Annotated in this window: 16 protein-coding genes and 2 tRNA genes; 5 read left to right on the top strand and 13 right to left on the bottom strand. The window is 68.7% G+C overall.

Annotation, left to right across the window (positions count from 1 at the left end; translation table 11 throughout):
- Window positions 1-2 precede the first annotated feature (2 nt).
- The 5 genes from ACIGXX_RS14015 to ACIGXX_RS13995 are packed head-to-tail and all read right to left on the bottom strand — an operon-like array spanning window position 3 to window position 3,658.
- Window positions 3-1,319 (bottom strand): class E sortase, encoded by a 1,317-nt coding sequence (locus ACIGXX_RS14015; protein WP_399975533.1) that lies wholly within the window; start codon window positions 1,317-1,319, stop codon window positions 3-5.
- Entirely contained in the window at window positions 1,316-1,966 is a 651-nt protein-coding gene (locus ACIGXX_RS14010) for an aminodeoxychorismate/anthranilate synthase component II (protein ID WP_351169121.1), read from the bottom strand. Before ACIGXX_RS14010 ends, ACIGXX_RS14015 begins: the two co-directional genes overlap by 4 nt.
- On the bottom strand, window positions 1,966-2,127 hold the full coding sequence (locus ACIGXX_RS14005; RefSeq protein WP_361466628.1) for a hypothetical protein: 162 nt from the start codon (window positions 2,125-2,127) through the stop codon (window positions 1,966-1,968). The genes ACIGXX_RS14010 and ACIGXX_RS14005 overlap by 1 nt, the downstream gene beginning before the upstream one ends.
- A gap of 31 nt (window positions 2,128-2,158) precedes the next feature.
- Entirely contained in the window at window positions 2,159-2,848 is a 690-nt protein-coding gene (locus ACIGXX_RS14000) for a class E sortase (protein WP_351169123.1), read from the bottom strand.
- A 39-nt stretch (window positions 2,849-2,887) separates the two neighbouring features.
- Window positions 2,888-3,658, bottom strand: coding sequence for a DUF881 domain-containing protein (locus ACIGXX_RS13995; protein WP_351169126.1), 771 nt, complete (start codon window positions 3,656-3,658; stop codon window positions 2,888-2,890).
- A 92-nt stretch (window positions 3,659-3,750) separates the two neighbouring features.
- Between ACIGXX_RS13995 and crgA the strand changes: the two genes are divergently transcribed.
- The gene (gene crgA, locus ACIGXX_RS13990) at window positions 3,751-4,005 is read left to right on the top strand and encodes a cell division protein CrgA (protein WP_160506128.1); all 255 of its coding nucleotides are present in this window, start codon (window positions 3,751-3,753) and stop codon (window positions 4,003-4,005) included.
- Window positions 4,006-4,306: 301 nt separating this feature from the next.
- Here the strand turns inward: crgA and ACIGXX_RS13985 are convergent, their stop codons facing one another.
- On the bottom strand, window positions 4,307-5,200 hold the full coding sequence (locus ACIGXX_RS13985; RefSeq protein WP_361466633.1) for a rhomboid family intramembrane serine protease: 894 nt from the start codon (window positions 5,198-5,200) through the stop codon (window positions 4,307-4,309).
- Between the two features lie 116 nt (window positions 5,201-5,316).
- Window positions 5,317-5,850 carry a peptidylprolyl isomerase gene (locus tag ACIGXX_RS13980; protein ID WP_361466636.1) on the bottom strand — a complete coding sequence of 178 codons (534 nt, stop codon included), beginning with the start codon at window positions 5,848-5,850 and terminating at the stop codon, window positions 5,317-5,319.
- A gap of 250 nt (window positions 5,851-6,100) precedes the next feature.
- On the opposite strand from ACIGXX_RS13980, the gene ACIGXX_RS13975 reads away from it, so the two are divergent.
- Complete coding sequence (locus tag ACIGXX_RS13975; RefSeq protein ID WP_351169135.1) at window positions 6,101-6,823, top strand: DUF5324 family protein; 723 nt, start codon at window positions 6,101-6,103, stop codon at window positions 6,821-6,823.
- 79 nt (window positions 6,824-6,902) lie between these two features.
- Here the strand turns inward: ACIGXX_RS13975 and ACIGXX_RS13970 are convergent.
- Window positions 6,903-6,975: transfer RNA gene (locus ACIGXX_RS13970), tRNA-Ala, on the bottom strand.
- Between the two features lie 182 nt (window positions 6,976-7,157).
- Between ACIGXX_RS13970 and ACIGXX_RS13965 the strand changes: the two genes are divergently transcribed.
- Both ACIGXX_RS13965 and ACIGXX_RS13960 read left to right on the top strand, forming a co-directional pair.
- Entirely contained in the window at window positions 7,158-7,706 is a 549-nt protein-coding gene (locus ACIGXX_RS13965; protein ID WP_351169138.1) for a DNA-binding protein, read from the top strand.
- Between the two features lie 49 nt (window positions 7,707-7,755).
- On the top strand, window positions 7,756-9,375 hold the full coding sequence (locus tag ACIGXX_RS13960; protein ID WP_383815570.1) for a serine/threonine protein kinase: 1,620 nt from the start codon (window positions 7,756-7,758) through the stop codon (window positions 9,373-9,375).
- Window positions 9,376-9,478: 103 nt separating this feature from the next.
- Here the strand turns inward: ACIGXX_RS13960 and ACIGXX_RS13955 are convergent, their stop codons facing one another.
- Both ACIGXX_RS13955 and ACIGXX_RS13950 read right to left on the bottom strand, forming a co-directional pair.
- The gene (locus ACIGXX_RS13955) at window positions 9,479-10,867 is read right to left on the bottom strand and encodes a hypothetical protein (protein WP_383816245.1); all 1,389 of its coding nucleotides are present in this window, start codon (window positions 10,865-10,867) and stop codon (window positions 9,479-9,481) included.
- 223 nt (window positions 10,868-11,090) lie between these two features.
- Window positions 11,091-11,219, bottom strand: coding sequence for a DLW-39 family protein (locus ACIGXX_RS13950; protein ID WP_003999697.1), 129 nt, complete (start codon window positions 11,217-11,219; stop codon window positions 11,091-11,093).
- 336 nt (window positions 11,220-11,555) lie between these two features.
- Between ACIGXX_RS13950 and ACIGXX_RS13945 the strand changes: the two genes are divergently transcribed.
- Complete coding sequence (locus ACIGXX_RS13945) at window positions 11,556-11,885, top strand: DUF6344 domain-containing protein (protein WP_351169144.1); 330 nt, start codon at window positions 11,556-11,558, stop codon at window positions 11,883-11,885.
- A 107-nt stretch (window positions 11,886-11,992) separates the two neighbouring features.
- Here ACIGXX_RS13945 and ACIGXX_RS13940 read toward each other — a convergent pair.
- From ACIGXX_RS13940 to gyrA, 3 genes are all read right to left on the bottom strand, one after another.
- Window positions 11,993-12,066, bottom strand: a tRNA-Ile gene (locus ACIGXX_RS13940).
- Between the two features lie 273 nt (window positions 12,067-12,339).
- Window positions 12,340-13,083 carry a DUF3566 domain-containing protein gene (locus tag ACIGXX_RS13935; protein ID WP_399975524.1) on the bottom strand — a complete coding sequence of 248 codons (744 nt, stop codon included), beginning with the start codon at window positions 13,081-13,083 and terminating at the stop codon, window positions 12,340-12,342.
- 18 nt (window positions 13,084-13,101) lie between these two features.
- Window positions 13,102-15,699, bottom strand: a complete 2,598-nt coding sequence (gyrA, locus tag ACIGXX_RS13930; protein ID WP_361472738.1) for a DNA gyrase subunit A — start codon at window positions 15,697-15,699, stop codon at window positions 13,102-13,104.
- Window positions 15,700-15,721 lie beyond the last annotated feature (22 nt).

Raw genomic sequence — 15,721 nt, 5'->3', positions numbered from 1 at the left:
TGCTAGTTGACGAGCGCGCTCGGCTTTCCCTTGCCGCGCGGCCGTTCCTCGACCATCTTGCCCCAGACGATCATTCGATACTTACTCGTGAATTCCGGGGTACAGGTGGTCAGTGTGATGTACCGGCCCGCTTTGGTGAAGCCCGACCCCGGGGGGACCGGCGCGATCACCGAGATGTTGCTGGGCTGGGTCTGCGGCAGGATGCTCGCCATCTTGTAGACGTAGTACTTGTCCTGCGTCTCCACGACGATGGGGTCGCCCGGTTCGAGCTGATTGATGTAGCGGAACGGTTCGCCGTGGGTGTTGCGGTGCCCGGCGACCGCGAAGTTGCCCGTCTTGGCGTCCGGCATGGGCGTCTTGGTGCCGCCCTCGTTGTAGTGGCCGACCATGCCGCGGTCCAGGACCTTCGACTTGTCGATGCCCTCGGCGATCGGCACGACCACGTCGAGGCGGGGGATGTGCAGGAGCGCGAAGCCCTGGCCGGGCTCGAAGGCGCCCGGTTTGCCCTTGCCGTCGGCCCACCTCTGCTGGAGGTCGCTGGCGGCGCCGTTGGCCTGCTGGTGGGCACGGATGTTCGTCCACCACAGCTGGTAGGTGACGAAGAGAAGCATCAGTACGCCGACGGTGATGAAGACCTCGCCGAGCCCTCGGCTGATCACCGTGCCCGCGGAGGGCTTACGGGCGCGCTCGGCGCGACGGGCCTCCACGCGGGAGAGGGGGGCCGCGGAGCCTGCCGTGGCGCTGGAGGCGCGCGGGGCGCCCTTCTTGGCGGCCTTGCGGCGGGCGGCACGGCCCTCTGTGGGGCGCTCCGGTGCCGGCTCGGCTATTCGGCGCGTGTCCGCCGCCCGCAGGGCCACCGTCTCGTCGTCGACCGGCTCCTGGGGCCGCGGCACGGATCGGGGGGCGTACGCGCCGTACAGCTCCTCGTACGTGGGTTCCTGGGACGGCGGTTCCTGGTACTGCTGCGGCTGCCGCTCCCCGTGCCAGTCGCGGGCGTACCCCTGCGGGTCGTACCACTCCTGGGGCTGGACGACCGGCTGTTGGACGACCGGCTGCTGGACGACCGGCTCAGGGGCGGGCGTCGGCGTCGGTTCCGGCTCCGCGGGCCCGCTGCGGAACCACGGCGAAGGGTGCTGACCCGGCTGCTGGCCCGGCAGTGGATCGGTCAGCGGATCGGCGAGGTCGTCCACGGCCGCCTCGTACGCGCCAGGCTCCTCGTACGCCCCGGGCTCCTCAAACGCCCCAGGGTCCCCGTACGCCGCGTGGTGCTCGTCGTACGGAAGTCCGGAGGAGTCGCGCTCGGGGCGCAGCGCGGTCACGCCGTGGCCCTGCCCACCACCGGGGCAAGACCCCTCGACCGACCGATCGCCCCCTTGTCGCCGCACTCGACCAGCCAGTTGGCGAGCATGAGGTGGCCGTGCTCGGTGAGTACCGACTCGGGGTGGAACTGCACGCCCTCGACCGGCAGTTCACGGTGGCGCAGGCCCATGATGATGCCGTCCTCCGTGCGCGCGGTCACCTCCAGCTCGGCCGGGACCGTGGCCGGCTCGGCGGCGAGCGAGTGGTAGCGCGTCGCGATGAACGGCGACGGCAGTCCGGCGAAGACACCCCTGCCCTCGTGGACCACCGCGGACGTCTTGCCGTGCAGCAACTCCGGCGCGCGGTCCACCACTCCGCCGTACGCCACCGCCATCGACTGCATGCCGAGGCAGACGCCGAACACGGGCACACCGGTGCCGGCGCAGTGCCGCACCATGTCCACGCAGACGCCCGCCTGCTCGGGCGTTCCGGGGCCCGGCGACAGCAGGACGCCGTCGAAGCCGTCCTGCGCGTGGCGCAGCTCGACCTCGTCGTTGCGCACGACCTCGCACTCGGCGCCCAGCTGGTAGAGGTACTGGACGAGGTTGAAGACGAAGCTGTCGTAGTTGTCGACGACCAGGATGCGGCGGGGGCGCTCTTCGGTCATCACTGGCCGTCCACCGTCACATCGTTGAAGGGAAGCAGCGGCTCGGCCCAGGGGAAGACGTACTGGAAGAGCACGTAGACCGCAGCGAAGACGAGCATCAGCGAAAGCAGCGCCCTTACCCAAGCGTTTCCCGGCAGATGCCGCCAGATCCAGCCGTACATGCCGTCCCTTCCGTAGCCGTACGGCACCAGACTAACGGCGCAGTGCCTCCGGTTTCCCGGCCTCGACGGGCTGGGTCGCGTCGAGGTGCGCCCAGGCGATCAGCCGGTGGCTGTGGCCCCACTCTGGTTCACAGGTTGTAAGGGTGAGGTAACGCCCCGGCCCCTCGTATCCGGACTTGCGGGGAACCGGATCGATGACCCCCGTGTCGCCGGGGAGCGTCTTGTAGGGCTTCTTGTCGATGCGGTACGTGAACCACGTGGTGCCGTCGGTCAGGACCACGGGGTCGTTCGGCCGCAGCTTCGGGAAGTCCTTGAACGGGTCCCCGTACGTGCGGCGGTGGCCCGCCACGGAGAAGTTGCCCTTCTGGCCGAGCTGCGCGGTGTCTGCGTAGTGACCGAGTCCCTTCTTGAGGGTGTCGGTCCCGGTGCCCTGGAGCACCGGCTTGTTCCACGTGAAACCAAAGCGCGGGATGTACATGACGGCGAAGGGCTTGCCGTCCTCGTAGGGGCCCGGTTTCTTCAAAGAGGCCTCGGCGGGCTCGTCGTCCGTCCCCGAGGGCACCGAGCCCTGCGCCCACTGGTCCTGCAGGGTGTCGATCTGGCTGTCCATGGCGTTGTCGGCCTTCACGCCGGTCCAGAACAGGACGTACACCACAAAGAGCACGATCAAGGTGCCGACGGTGATGCACAGTTCGCTGAACGTCCTGACGAGCACTCGCACCGACACAGGCTTCCCCCAGCGGCTTGCTCCACGGGCGGCTTACTCCACGGGCTTCGCGTAGTGGAGATCCACTGTGCCCGAGTAGCCGGGAAGAGTCATCGCCCCGTCGTCATCGACTTTCCAGCCGAGGCCGTACGCGTTCACGTACAGCATGTAGTTCTGGATCTGCGGGGACGCGGCGAGCGCCGTCTTGAGCTTCTCCGGGTCACCGACCGCCGTCACCTTGTACGGCGGCGAATAGACGCGGCCCTGGAGGATCAGGGTGTTGCCCACGCAGCGGACGGCGCTGGTGGAGATGAGCCGCTGGTCCATGACCTTGATGCCCTTGGCGCCGCCCTGCCAGAGCGCGTTGACCACGGCCTGGAGGTCCTGCTGGTGGATGACCAGGTCGTTGGGCTGGGGCTCGGGGTAGCCGGGGAGCTTGGCGGTGGCGTTCGGCGGGGCGTCGGCGAGGGTGACGGAGACGGCCTCACCGCTGAGCTTCTTGGTGCCCGCGTTCTTCTCCAGGGCCTTGAGCCGGGCGTCGTCGGCCTTCGTGCCGCCGTTGTCACGCTCGGCCAGGGACTCGACGTCGTCGCGCAGCGAGCCGTTGGACTCGTCGAGCTTGCCGTTCTTGTGGCTGCGTTCCTCGATCAGGTCGGAGAGCTTCAGGAGCGAGGCGTCGGTGCGGATGTTCGTGCCCTTGGCCGTGTTGAAGCTGGTGAAGAAGAGGAGGCCCGCGAGCGCGAAAACGGCGGCCGTGAGGAACCGGACCGCCCGCCAGCGTGGACGACGACCCGGACCTGTGGGGGAGTCGGCAGAATTGCTCAACGTACCCTTATCTCCTTCAGCGCCGCGGAAGCACTACGCTAACGGACGCCCGGGGGAGGGCTCAGCTCCCCGTATCGACAGGAGAGACCCTCGTGCCGAAGTCACGGATCCGCAAGAAGGCCGACGATTACACGCCGCCCGCCAAGAAGGCGACGAACATCAAGCTGACCAGCCGTAGCTGGGTGGCTCCGGTGATGCTCGCGATGTTCCTCATCGGGCTCGCCTGGATCGTCGTCTTCTACGTCACCGACGGCAAGCTGCCGATCGACCCGCTGGGCAACTGGAACATCGTGGTCGGCTTCGGCTTCATCGCCGCAGGGTTCGGCGTCTCCACGCAGTGGAAGTAGCGCGCATCCCACAGGGCCGCGCGCAAGCCTTGCCCTGAGTTATCCACAGCGCTATCCACATCCCGGCCCCGGCTGGGGAAAAGAAAGACGATCTGTGGATAACCCACTGGGCGTTGACGCCGGTACGACTGGCTGATCGCCATGCAAGCCCTCGCAGGCCCCTTGTCCTTCCTGGGGAAACCCAGGTCAGCGACAAGGGGCACTGTTGTTCCCCACAGAATGCACAAGCGTGGGCACACGCTGTGGACAACCTTGGCCATCGGACGACATCGGTGAGCTTCGGAGGGACCTTCGAGGGCCTTCAGCCGAGCTGAGCGGTCCTGATGGCCACAGCCGCCAGGACCACGATCAGCACCACGGCACAGGTCCCCCACTGCACGAGCGCCCGCCGCTCGCGGGGCGCGTGCACCATCCCGTACGCGATCGCGACACCGGCGACCAGACCGCCGACGTGCGCCTGCCAGGCGATGCCGCTCCACGTGAAGGTGAAGAGCATGTTCAGCGCGAGCAGCGCGATCACGGGGCGCATGTCGTAGTTCAGGCGCCGCATCAGGACCGCGGTCGCGCCGAGCAGACCGAAGATCGCTCCGGATGCCCCGAGCGAGGCGTCGCTCGGGCCGACGAGGAGATAGGTGAGCGCGCTGCCGGCCAGGCCGGAGAGCAGATACAGCGCCAGGTAGCGGGAGCGGCCGAGCGCGGCTTCCAGCGGGCCGCCGAGCCACCACAGACCCAGCATGTTGAACGCGATGTGCCAGATCTCCTGGTGCGCGAACATGGACGTGACCAGGCGGTACCACTGGCCCTGGGCGACGCCCTCGTCCGGCGCGTACGGATAGGGCGGCCATTCGCCGATCAGGACGAGATCGCCGACGAGCCGGTCGTTCGTACTGATCGCGATGAACAAGAGAATGTTGATCGCAAGCAGGATCTTGGTGATCAGACGCGGGTCCGCGGCGATCGAGCCGCCCGCGATGGTGCGCGGCTGGTTGGCCGCGGGCGAGTGGCCGGTGCCCGATCCCTCGCGCACGCACTCGGGGCAGTGGAAGCCCACCGAGGCGTTGATCATGCACTCCGGGCAGATGGGGCGCTCGCAGCGGGTGCAGCTGATGCCGGTCTCACGGTCCGGATGCCGGTAGCAGCCGGGCAGGTCCGGTGCGTCCTGTGGCCCCTGCGGGCTGCCTGGTGCCTGGTCCATGGGGTCCCCTCAATATCCGTACGAAGGCACAGCTACGCGCACGCGGCGAACGCACCGCCCCGCCCTTCCTTACGGATGGGCGGGGCGGTTTGGTTCCCTCGCGGGGTGCGCCGGTGTCAGGCGGCGCGGGTCTCGATGACGACGGACTCGATGACCACGTCGTTCACCGGGCGGTCGGTGCGCGGGTTGGTCGGCGTGGCCGCGATCTCGTCGACGACCTTCTGGCTCGCCGGGTTCGTGACCTCACCGAAGATGGTGTGCTTGCGCGTGAGCCAGGCGGTCGGGGAGACCGTCACGAAGAACTGGGAGCCGTTCGTGCCCGGGCCCGCGTTGGCCATGGCAAGCAGGTAGGGCTTGTCGAAGGCGAGGTCGGGGTGGAACTCGTCCTCGAACTCGTAGCCGGGGCCGCCCGTGCCGTTGCCCAGCGGGTCGCCGCCCTGGATCATGAAGCCGCTGATGACGCGGTGGAAGACCGTGCCGTCGTAGAGCCGGCCCGTCGTCTTCTTGCCGGTCTCCGGGTGGACCCACTCCCGCTCGCCCTGCGCGAGCTCGACAAAGTTCTTGACCGTCTTGGGCGTGTGGTTCGGGTGCAGCAGCACCTCGATGTCGCCGCGGTTGGTCTTCAGGGTGGCGTAGAGCTGCTCGGCCACGATCTGCCTTCCGTTGTCTTCTGTGACGCCCCGATCCTCGCACGGACCGGATTGCGACGAGTAGCCACCGAGTGGGAGCGCGCCGCGACGATCCGTGGCATTGTCGGCGAAGAACTCTCCTTGTACCGATTTGATCAAATTGATCACACCCGGATGCCCGCCCTCTCATGCCTCGGAGTCATCCGGAAGGCATGATCCTTGAAAGGGTGGAAAGGTGACATACCTATAAGCCACCGAGGAGGAGGATCCCGTGACCCGCATCGACAGCGTGCGCGCCGCGACCGGTTCGGCGAGGGACAGCGTGCGGCATGCCGCGGAGGCGGTGGCCCCCTACGCCGGCACGGCCAAGGGACAGGCCGTCCACTACGTGCATGAAACTCGCGTCCGCGTCGCGCCCAAGGTCTCGCAGGCCGCCGAACAAGCCCGTGCCCAGTACGGCGCTCACGTCGGACCGCGCCTCGAACAGGCCCGTACGCATGTGCCGCCGAAGGTCGACCAGGCCGCGCACGAAGCAGCCGTCCGCACCCGCAGGGCGGCCAAGCAGACCCGCAAGGCCGCCCGACAGGCCGCCGACTACTCGAAGCCGCGGATCGAGCACGCCGTGGCCGTGGCTCAGCCCGTCCGTGACGAGGCTGCGTCCCGCGGGGCCGCGGCACTCGCCGCGCTGCGCGGCGAGGTCTCGCCCAAGGAGATCCAGCGGTTGGCCCGCAAGCACAACCGCCGGGCCCGCGCCGGACGTGCCGCCAAGGGCCTGATCGTCCTGGGCGTCCTGGCGGGTGGTGCGGTCGCTGCCTGGAAGTGGTGGGACAAGCAGGCCAACCCGGACTGGCTCGTCGAGCCGCCGGCCGCGACCGAGGTTCCCGACAGCGCGCCGCTGACCTCGGTCGACGGCAGCGGTCAGACCTCCCTCGACCCCGAGGTCCAGGCCAAGCAGGCCGAGTCCGAGGCCGCGGACCACGACGACCTGCGCTGACCTGCACTTATCTGCACAGCAACAACGCCGTAGGGCGGGAGAACCTCAGCTGAGGTTCTCCCGCCCTACGGCGTTTCTGTGGAGCCTAGGAGATTCGAACTCCTGACATCTGCCTTGCAAAGGCAGCGCTCTACCAACTGAGCTAAGGCCCCGAAAAGGGTGCGCCCAGCCGGAAGGATCTCGCTCCGGTGAGCAACGCAGACCAGAGTACCGGGTCACCCCCCAGATCTCGCAAAAGGATTGGGGGTCCCGGTGAACGACCACGCTCCGTAAGATGCTCGGCGTGGTTCGCGGCAGCGAACCACGGTTTTTGGGGAAGCGATGGGGAGACGCAATGGACGCCGCACAACAAGAGACGACCGCGAGAGCACGAGAGCTCCAGCGGAACTGGTACGGAGAGCCGCTGGGGGCGCTCTTCCGTCGTCTCATCGATGATCTGGGCCTCAACCAGGCACGCCTCGCCGGCGTACTCGGTCTGTCCGCGCCCATGCTGTCCCAGCTGATGAGCGGGCAGCGCGCCAAGATCGGCAACCCCGCGGTCGTCCAGCGCGTCCAGCTCCTCCAGGAGCTGGCGGGCCAGGTCGCCGACGGCAGTGTGAGCGCCGCCGAGGCCACCGAGCGCATGGACGAGATCAAGAAGTCCCAGGGCGGCTCCGTCCTGACCAACGCCTCGCAGACGACGACGAGTTCGGGTGCGCCCACGGTGAAGCGTGTGGTGCGCGAGATCCAGTCGCTGTTGCGCTCCGTCGCGGCGGCGGGCGACATCATCGATGCCGCTGACTCGCTCGCCCCGACCCACCCGGAACTGGCAGAGTTCCTTCGGGTATACGGCGCCGGACGCACCGCGGACGCGGTCGCCCACTACGAGGCGCACCAGAACTGAGCCGTCGGCCGGGCCACCGGGCGGCCCGGAGGGGAAGCAATGCGCGACCATGGGTGAGGTCTTCGCCGGCCGCTACGAACTGGTCGACCCGGTCGGACGCGGGGGAGTCGGAGCGGTCTGGCGCGCCTGGGACCACCGGCGGCGTCGGTATGTGGCCGCCAAGGTCCTGCAACAGCGCGACGCGCACGCCCTGTTGCGCTTCGTGCGGGAGCAGGCGCTCCGGATCGACCACCCCCATGTGCTCGCGCCCGCCAGCTGGGCCGCCGACGACGACAAGGTCCTGTTCACCATGGCCTTGGTCGGCGGCGGCTCGCTGGCTCATGTGATCGGTGACTACGGTGCGCTGCCGCCCCGCCTGGTCTGCACGCTTCTGGACCAGCTGCTCTCCGGTCTCGCCGCGGTGCACGCCGAGGGGGTCGTGCACCGTGACATCAAGCCCGCCAACATCCTGATGGAGGCCACCGGCACCGCGCGTCCGCATCTGCGGCTCTCCGACTTCGGGATCTCGATGCGGTTGGGCGAGCCCCGGCTGACCGAGACCGACCATGTGGTGGGGACGCCCGGCTACTTCGCTCCCGAGCAAATGATGGGTGCCGAGCCGGACTTCACCGCCGACCTCTTCGCCGTCGGCCTGGTGACCCTCTATCTGCTTCAGGGTGCCAAGCCGGACGCCAAGGCCCTGATCGAGCACTTCGCCGCGCACGGCACGCCCAGGGCGCCGCAGGGCGTGCCGGAGCCGCTGTGGCAGGTCGTCGCCACGCTTCTCCAGCCGGACCCGCTCGCGCGGTTCCGCACCGCCACGGGCGCGCGCAAGGCGCTGAATTCGGTCACCGAGCTGCTGCCCGAGCCGGGGCCCGACGACGAGATCGTCGAGATCTTCGACCAACTGGGGCCGCTCCCCCGGGGGTTCGGGCCCGACGGCCCCCTCACGACCCCGCCCCCGCCGGATTTCGCTCCCCCCTCCGTACCGCCCCCGCCCCTCTCCGCTCCGCAGACGGGAAGCTTCCCACCGGCTCCACCACCGCAGTCCACGCCACCGCAGAGCACGCCACCGCAGGCCATGCCACCACAGAGCACGCCGCCGTCGGGCCTGCCGGTACAGCCCGTCCAGGCCCAGCCGGTGCCGGGTCAGCCGGTCCCGGCACAGCCCGTCCCGGCCCAGCCGATCCCGGCCCAGCCGGTGCAGACCCAGTCCCTGCAAGCCCAGCCGGTGCAGGACCAACAGGACCAGCCACAGCAAGCGCCGCCGCAGCAGCAGCCGGCCACGCCGCCCCCGCCTCCGCCCCCCGCTCAGTTCCCGCACGTCCCCTCCCCCCATCAGATGCCTGCTCAAGTGCCGGCTCAGGTGCCAAATCAAGTTCCGGCCCAGGTGCCGATTCCGGTCCACGCCCAAGCCCCGACTCCGACCCCGGCCGCCCAAGCTCCCACGCACCTCCCGGCTCACGATCCATCACTCTCCGTGACACCATCGGTGCACCACGTATCCACCCCTACTTATCCATACACCGCTCACGCCCCGCAGGTTCCGCTCGCAAGCCGACCGGTTCCGCAGCGCCATCGGCAGAAACGACCGGGGCCGCCCCTGAAAGTGGCGATCCCGATGCTGCTGGCCTCGCTGGCGTGCTTCGCGGTGGGCATCTGGGCCCTGACCCAGCTGACCCAGAGCTGACCCAGAGCTGACCCTGAGCTGCCCCAGAGCTGACCCACCGCCTGCCGCGCCCAGCCCAGCCCTGCCCAGCCCTGCCCTGCCCCGCTGCCCGGCGCCGCCCCAGCTACCAAGCCGGTGGCGGCCCGTACTGCGAAGCCGGAGCCGAGCCCGAAGCTGCCGCTGAATCCGAAGCCGCGGCCGCAGCCGAAGCCGCGGCCCGCCTCCGCCCGATCAGCGTCCACACGCCCAGGACCAGCAACAGCGCGGACCCGGCACCGAATCCCCCGGCAGCGACCAACTTCATCCCGTCCCGGTTGCCGCCCGAGCCCCCGTCCCCGCTTCCGTCCCCGGCAGCCGTATCGCCCCGCACCGCCGCGTCCTTGTCCTGGCCGGTGACGCTGAACTGGTCCGCGGGCCGCGCCCTCCCGACGTACGCGGGCCCCGACTTCGCTGCTCCGTCGACATTCACCCGCAGCGTCAGATCCAGCGGCCCCTTGCCGAACTGCGGGGCGACCTTCGGATTGAGGTGGACCGAGAGGTAGTACCACCCGGCGAACCGCGTTCCGGCCACTCCGTCGATCGGGGAGTATCGGTTCTCGTACGCAACGGGAGCCAGTGGGTCGAGCGTGGTCGTCTTCTGCTGGCCGTCGTACGCCGTGTCGACGTCGTCGAGGCGTGCGCGCACCGGATTGGACAGCGACATGACAAGCGCTGACGCGACGAACTCGGACCTGCCCCCGCTCGCACTGCCCAGCTCGGCACTGGCGGAGATCTGCTGCCCCCAGTCGACCGGCACGCGGTAGAAGAGCGTCTGACCGGGCTCGATCCGGTCGCCCCACACGCCCGTCCGCAGCGCCCTGGCGTCGTTGAAGCCCGTGCCGCCCCTGCGTTCCGCGCGGGTACCGGTGGGAGGCGTGGGCGATGCGGAGTTCCACGACTCGGGCGGCGTCGTGGAGGCGCTCTTGGCCACTCCGGGCTCCGAGACGACGCGCAGCTCCGTGTCCCACGTCTCCGTGCTGGAGCCCGGATCGCTGTTCCGCTCGACCACTACGTAGTAGGTGCCGGCCACCTTGCACCGGTTCTCGGCGGGACCCACGGCCCGTACCGCCCAGGCGGTGATGGGCCGCGGGCTCTGCGACGTACCGAATCGCGCGTCTCCGGAGTCGCACCTGTTGCCGTTCGCGTCCTGGAGGGACACCTCGACGCCATCCCCGTAGACGACCTTGGCGTCGAGCCCGGGAACGGCGGTGGCAGAGACGTACACGGTCTCCCTGCCATCGAGTTGCAGCTGGTAGTAGACCTTTCCCCCGCGCGCGAGGGAGCTCTTGTACGTCGACCCTGGCGTGAGTTTCACGCTGTCGACGGTGTTCCGCGCGCCGTCGACCGGCATGGCCCGGCCGTCGAAGGCGTACGGACTCGGCGTGCCCGCCGCGGCCTGGCCCGGCAGCGCCATCACCACGCACAGCGCCGCTCCCGCGGCCAGCGTCGGCCGGACTCTGCGCAGCCGCCCCATCACGTGCCACCCCTCCCCGAAGACCCGCCCACCCCGGCCATCCCGGTCACCCCGACCGCCCCAGTCGTCCCGGCCACACATGCCCGCGCGGCGGCGCGACAACCTTTGCCCGCGCGCGGAGATGGCTTGCGTGAGCAAAGACGAGGGGCCGGAAAGATCCGGACAGCACAAAGCCCCAGCCGCAGAAGCGACCGGGGCCTTGTGAAGAGACTGTTGCCAGTACTCACGAACCCGTGGGCACGGAGTCAGTCGCCTCCGTCCACAGATCCTGCTCGGCGCGATCCGCCTGGATCTGGCGGTACACGAGGAGCCCGCCGATGGCGGCCAGTGCGACCAGGAGAAGCTTCTTCACCGCGCGACCTCGTCTTTCTTGACGTAAGGGACTTCTGGCGCCCGACTATACACACCGATCGATACCGATCGGTGACCTGGATCCACCCCAACTCCCGCCCCGAACACAGCAGTCGAATCGGGCGCCGCCACTCCTCGGCGTCTCACGGCCCGTCGCGACATTCGCCGCTCTGAACCTCACCCGGACCTCTCCCAGGCCCCTCAGAGGCCGTTTACGGCCATCCGGGTGGTGTTCATCTGAACATCGACGCGCCACGAGCGTCGGTCCCCCACTCTCGGCCCCGCATACACATCATGAGGAAAGTACGCAAATCGCCCAACCCGAAAGTGAGAAGCCATGACCGGCACCAAGGCCATGAAGCTGTGGACCACGCTCATCACCGCCTTCCTCGCACTCTTCGCCACACTGGGATTCACGACCACGGCAACGGCGGCCACGCCGGTACAGCAGGCCACGGAAACGTGCAAGAGCGCGCCGACCATGACGGCTCCACTCGCGGCCTACTGGGCAGCAGCGTACGAACGGTCCTTGCCGCCCACGATGAAGCAGCGCATCCGCGCCGAGGCACACGGATCATCCCCCAGCTGCCGTCAGATCCCCACGGACGACACGGAGACGGCCGTTGAGGCCGAGGCCCATCCGGGCGGGCTCGCCGCGGAGCCGTAGTCACGGCCCCGGCCGGCCCGGCCGCTGCCCCCCCCAGGGGCACCACAGCCCCACAGACATGAAGAAGACCCCCAGCCCGTATCGGCTGGGGGTCTTCTTCATGTCTGTGGGGCTAACAGGATTTGAACCTGTGGCCTCATCCTTATCAGGGATGCGCTCTAACCAACTGAGCTATAGCCCCGCCGCGCTGCGGTGTGTCCCGCGCGCTGACCTCTGAAGATTAGCGCACGTGCGGGCCAGTCCCAAAATCGATAGCTCCGTGGGGGCCGGACACCCCGTGAGCGGCCCCCGAGCAACCGGTGCGCGACCGTACAGCCACGGCAGAGCCACGGGACAGCCACGGGAGAGCCGCGGGCAGAAGAACAGGGCCCCGCCCGGTACGGACGGGGCCCTGGACCCAAGACAGCTCAGCAGGAGAGCGCGGAGCGAGCGGGGAGAAGAGCGTTAAGAAGAACTACTCGTCTTCGGCCAGCGTCAGCTCGACGCCGCCCACGAAGCCCGCGGAGAGGTTGTAGATGAAGGCGCCGAGCGTCGCCAGCGCCGTGGCGAGGACCACGTCGATGACCGCGATGATCGTCGTGAACATCAGGACCCGCGGCAGCGACAGGAAGGACTGCAGGTCGAAGCCGTTGGACTCGTTCGAGCCCGTCGCCTCCGAGATCGTGCCGCCCACCGTCGAGAAGACGCCCATGGCGTCCATGACCATCCACAGCACGGCGGCCGCGACGATCGTGCAGATGCCGAGCGCGATGGAGAGCAGGAAGCTGACCTTCATCACCGACCACGGGTCGGCCTTGGCCACCCGCAGTCGCGCCTTGCGCGTACGGGGCGTCGTGCGCGCCCCGGTCCGCGGCCTGCGCACGGAACCCGTCTGGGAGTCCTGCTGGTAGGCCTGCGGCGGGTGGTACGCCTGGGACCCCTGCTGGGCCTGCTGGGCCTGCTGGGGCTGGCGCTCCCCGGGAAGCGCACCAGTGGCGCCCTGCGAGCCCTGGGACCCCTGGGTCCCTTGAGCACCGGCCGCATAGGACCCCTCGTACTGCGCTGACTGAGCCGACTGCGGCCCTCGGGTGTCGGTCACGGTTCCCCCCTGGGATCCACGAGGCTCATGCGATTCGGGAGAATCAGTGGCGGAGCCACGGACACCGTCTGTACCGGCTGGGCCGGTTCCACTTGCTCCGGCGCCCGTGGCTCCACTCACGATGACTCTCTCCTCGCGCTACTCGGCCGTGGACTCCGTGCCCTCGTCCGTACCGACGACCGGCTCGCCGTCGGCCGATTCGTCGACGATGCCGTCGACTTCCTCCGCCTCGCGCCCGGCCTCGGCGTTACGAGCGATACCGACCACGGCATCGCGCTTGCCCAGGTTGATCAGTTGGACGCCCATGGTGTCACGGCCCGTCTCCCTAACCTCGTTGACTCGCGTACGAATCACACCGCCGCCCAGGGTGATGGCGAGGATCTCGTCGGTCTCCTCCGTCACCAGCGCGCCCACGAGTTCGCCGCGGTCCTCCACGATCTTGGCGGCCTTGATGCCGAGGCCGCCACGACCCTGGACGCGGTACTCGTCGACGTTGGTGCGCTTGGCGTACCCACCGTCGGTTGCGGTGAAGACGAACGTACCCGGCCTGACGACATTCATCGAGAGCAGTTCGTCGCCACCGCGGAAACTCATTCCCTTGACGCCCGAGGTCGCACGGCCCATGGGACGCAGCGCATCGTCCGTTGCGGTGAACCTGATCGACTGCGCCTTCTTGCTGATCAGCAGCAGATCGTCCTCGGCCGACACGAGCTCGGCGCCGATCAGCTCGTCGTCCGAACCGTCGTCCGTCTCGCGCAGGTTGATGGCGATGACGCCACCGGCGCGAGGCGAGTCGTAGTCCTTGAGCGGGGTCTTCTTCACCAGGCCGCCCTTGGTGGCGAGCACCAGGTAGGGCACCGCTTCGTAGTCACGGATCGCGAGGATCTCGGCGATCTTCTCGTCCGGCTGGAAGGCGAGCAGGTTCGCGACGTGCTGGCCGCGGGCGTCGCGTCCGGCGTCCGGCAGTTCGTACGCCTTCGCGCGGTACACGCGGCCCTTGTTCGTGAAGAACAGCAGCCAGTGGTGGGTCGTCGACACGAAGAAGTGGTCGACGATGTCGTCCTCCTTCAGCTTCGTGCCGCGGACGCCCTTGCCGCCGCGCTTCTGGGAGCGGTAGTCGACCGTCTTCGTACGCTTGACGTAGCCGCCGCGCGTGATCGTGACGACGATGTCCTCCTCGGCGATCAGGTCCTCCATGGACATGTCGCCGTCGAAGGGCACGAGCGCCGAGCGACGGTCCTCGCCGAACTTGTCGACGATCGCCGCGAGCTCCTCGCTGATGATCTGACGCTGCCGCTCGGGCGAGGCCAGGATCGCGTTGTACTCGTTGATCTTCGCCTGCAGTTCGTCGTGCTCGGCGACGATCTTCTGGCGCTCCAGGGCGGCGAGCCGGCGCAGCTGCATCTCGAGGATGGCGTTGGCCTGGATCTCGTCGATCGAGAGCAGGCCCATCAGGCCCTCACGCGCGACGTCGACCGTCTGGCTGGCCCGGATGAGCGCGATGACGTCGTCGATGGCGTCCAGGGCCTTCAGCAGGCCGCGCAGGATGTGGGCCCGCTCCTCGGCCTTGCGCAGCCTGAACTTCGTACGCCGCACGATGACCTCGACCTGGTGCGTCACCCAGTGGCGGATGAACGCGTCAAGGGAGAGGGTGCGCGGCACACCGTCGACCAGGGCCAGCATGTTGGCGCTGAAGTTCGACTGCAGGTCGGTGTGCTTGTAGAGGTTGTTCAGGACGACCTTGGCGACCGCGTCCCGCTTCAGGACGACGACGAGGCGCTGGCCCGTGCGCGAGGACGTCTCGTCGCGGACGTCGGCGATGCCGCCGACCTTGCCGTCCTTGACCAGGTCGGCGATCTTCTGCGCGAGGTTGTCGGGGTTGGTCTGGTAGGGGAGCTCGGTGACCACCAGGCACTGGCGGTTCTGGATCTCCTCGACCGCGACGACCGCGCGCATCGTGATGGAGCCACGGCCCGTGCGGTACGCCTCCTCGATGCCCTTACGGCCCACTACTAGTGCGCCGGTGGGGAAATCGGGGCCCTTGATGCGCTCGATCAGTGCGTCGAGCAGCTCCTCGTGCGAAGCCTCCGGGTGCTCGAGCGCCCACTGCGCGCCCGCCGCGACCTCGCGGAGGTTGTGCGGCGGGATGTTCGTGGCCATGCCGACCGCGATGCCCGCCGAACCGTTGATCAGCAGGTTCGGGAAGCGCGCCGGCAGGACCGTCGGCTCCTGGTTGCGGCCGTCGTAGTTGTCCGTGAAGTCGACGGTCTCCTCGTCGATGTCACGGACCATCTCCATGGCCAGCGGCGCCATCTTGCACTCGGTGTACCGCATGGCGGCGGCCGGGTCGTTGCCCGGAGAGCCGAAGTTTCCGTTGGAGTCCACCAGGGGCATCCGCATCGACCACGGCTGGGCCAGGCGGACCAGGGCGTCGTAGATGGAGGAGTCGCCGTGCGGGTGGTAGGTGCCCATGACGTCGCCGACGACGCGGGCGCACTTGTAGAAGCCCTTCTCGGGGCGGTAGCCGCCGTCGTACATCGCGTACAGGACGCGGCGGTGGACGGGCTTCAGGCCGTCTCGTACGTCGGGCAGCGCACGCGACACGATGACGGACATCGCGTAGTCGAGGTACGAGCGCTGCATCTCCGTCTCGAGCCCGACGGGCTCGACACGCATGCCCACGCCGGGGACAGCGGGCTCCTCTTCGGGCATCACAGGGGTGTTCTCGTCGGCCATTGCTGGTCAAAGTCCTTTCGAG

The organism is Streptomyces sp. NPDC055243 (assembly GCF_044544025.1).
Classification (GTDB): Bacteria; Actinomycetota; Actinomycetes; order Streptomycetales; family Streptomycetaceae; genus Streptomyces.
Note: the sequence above shows the minus strand (reverse complement) of the source record. Positions and strands in the feature narration are given on the sequence as shown.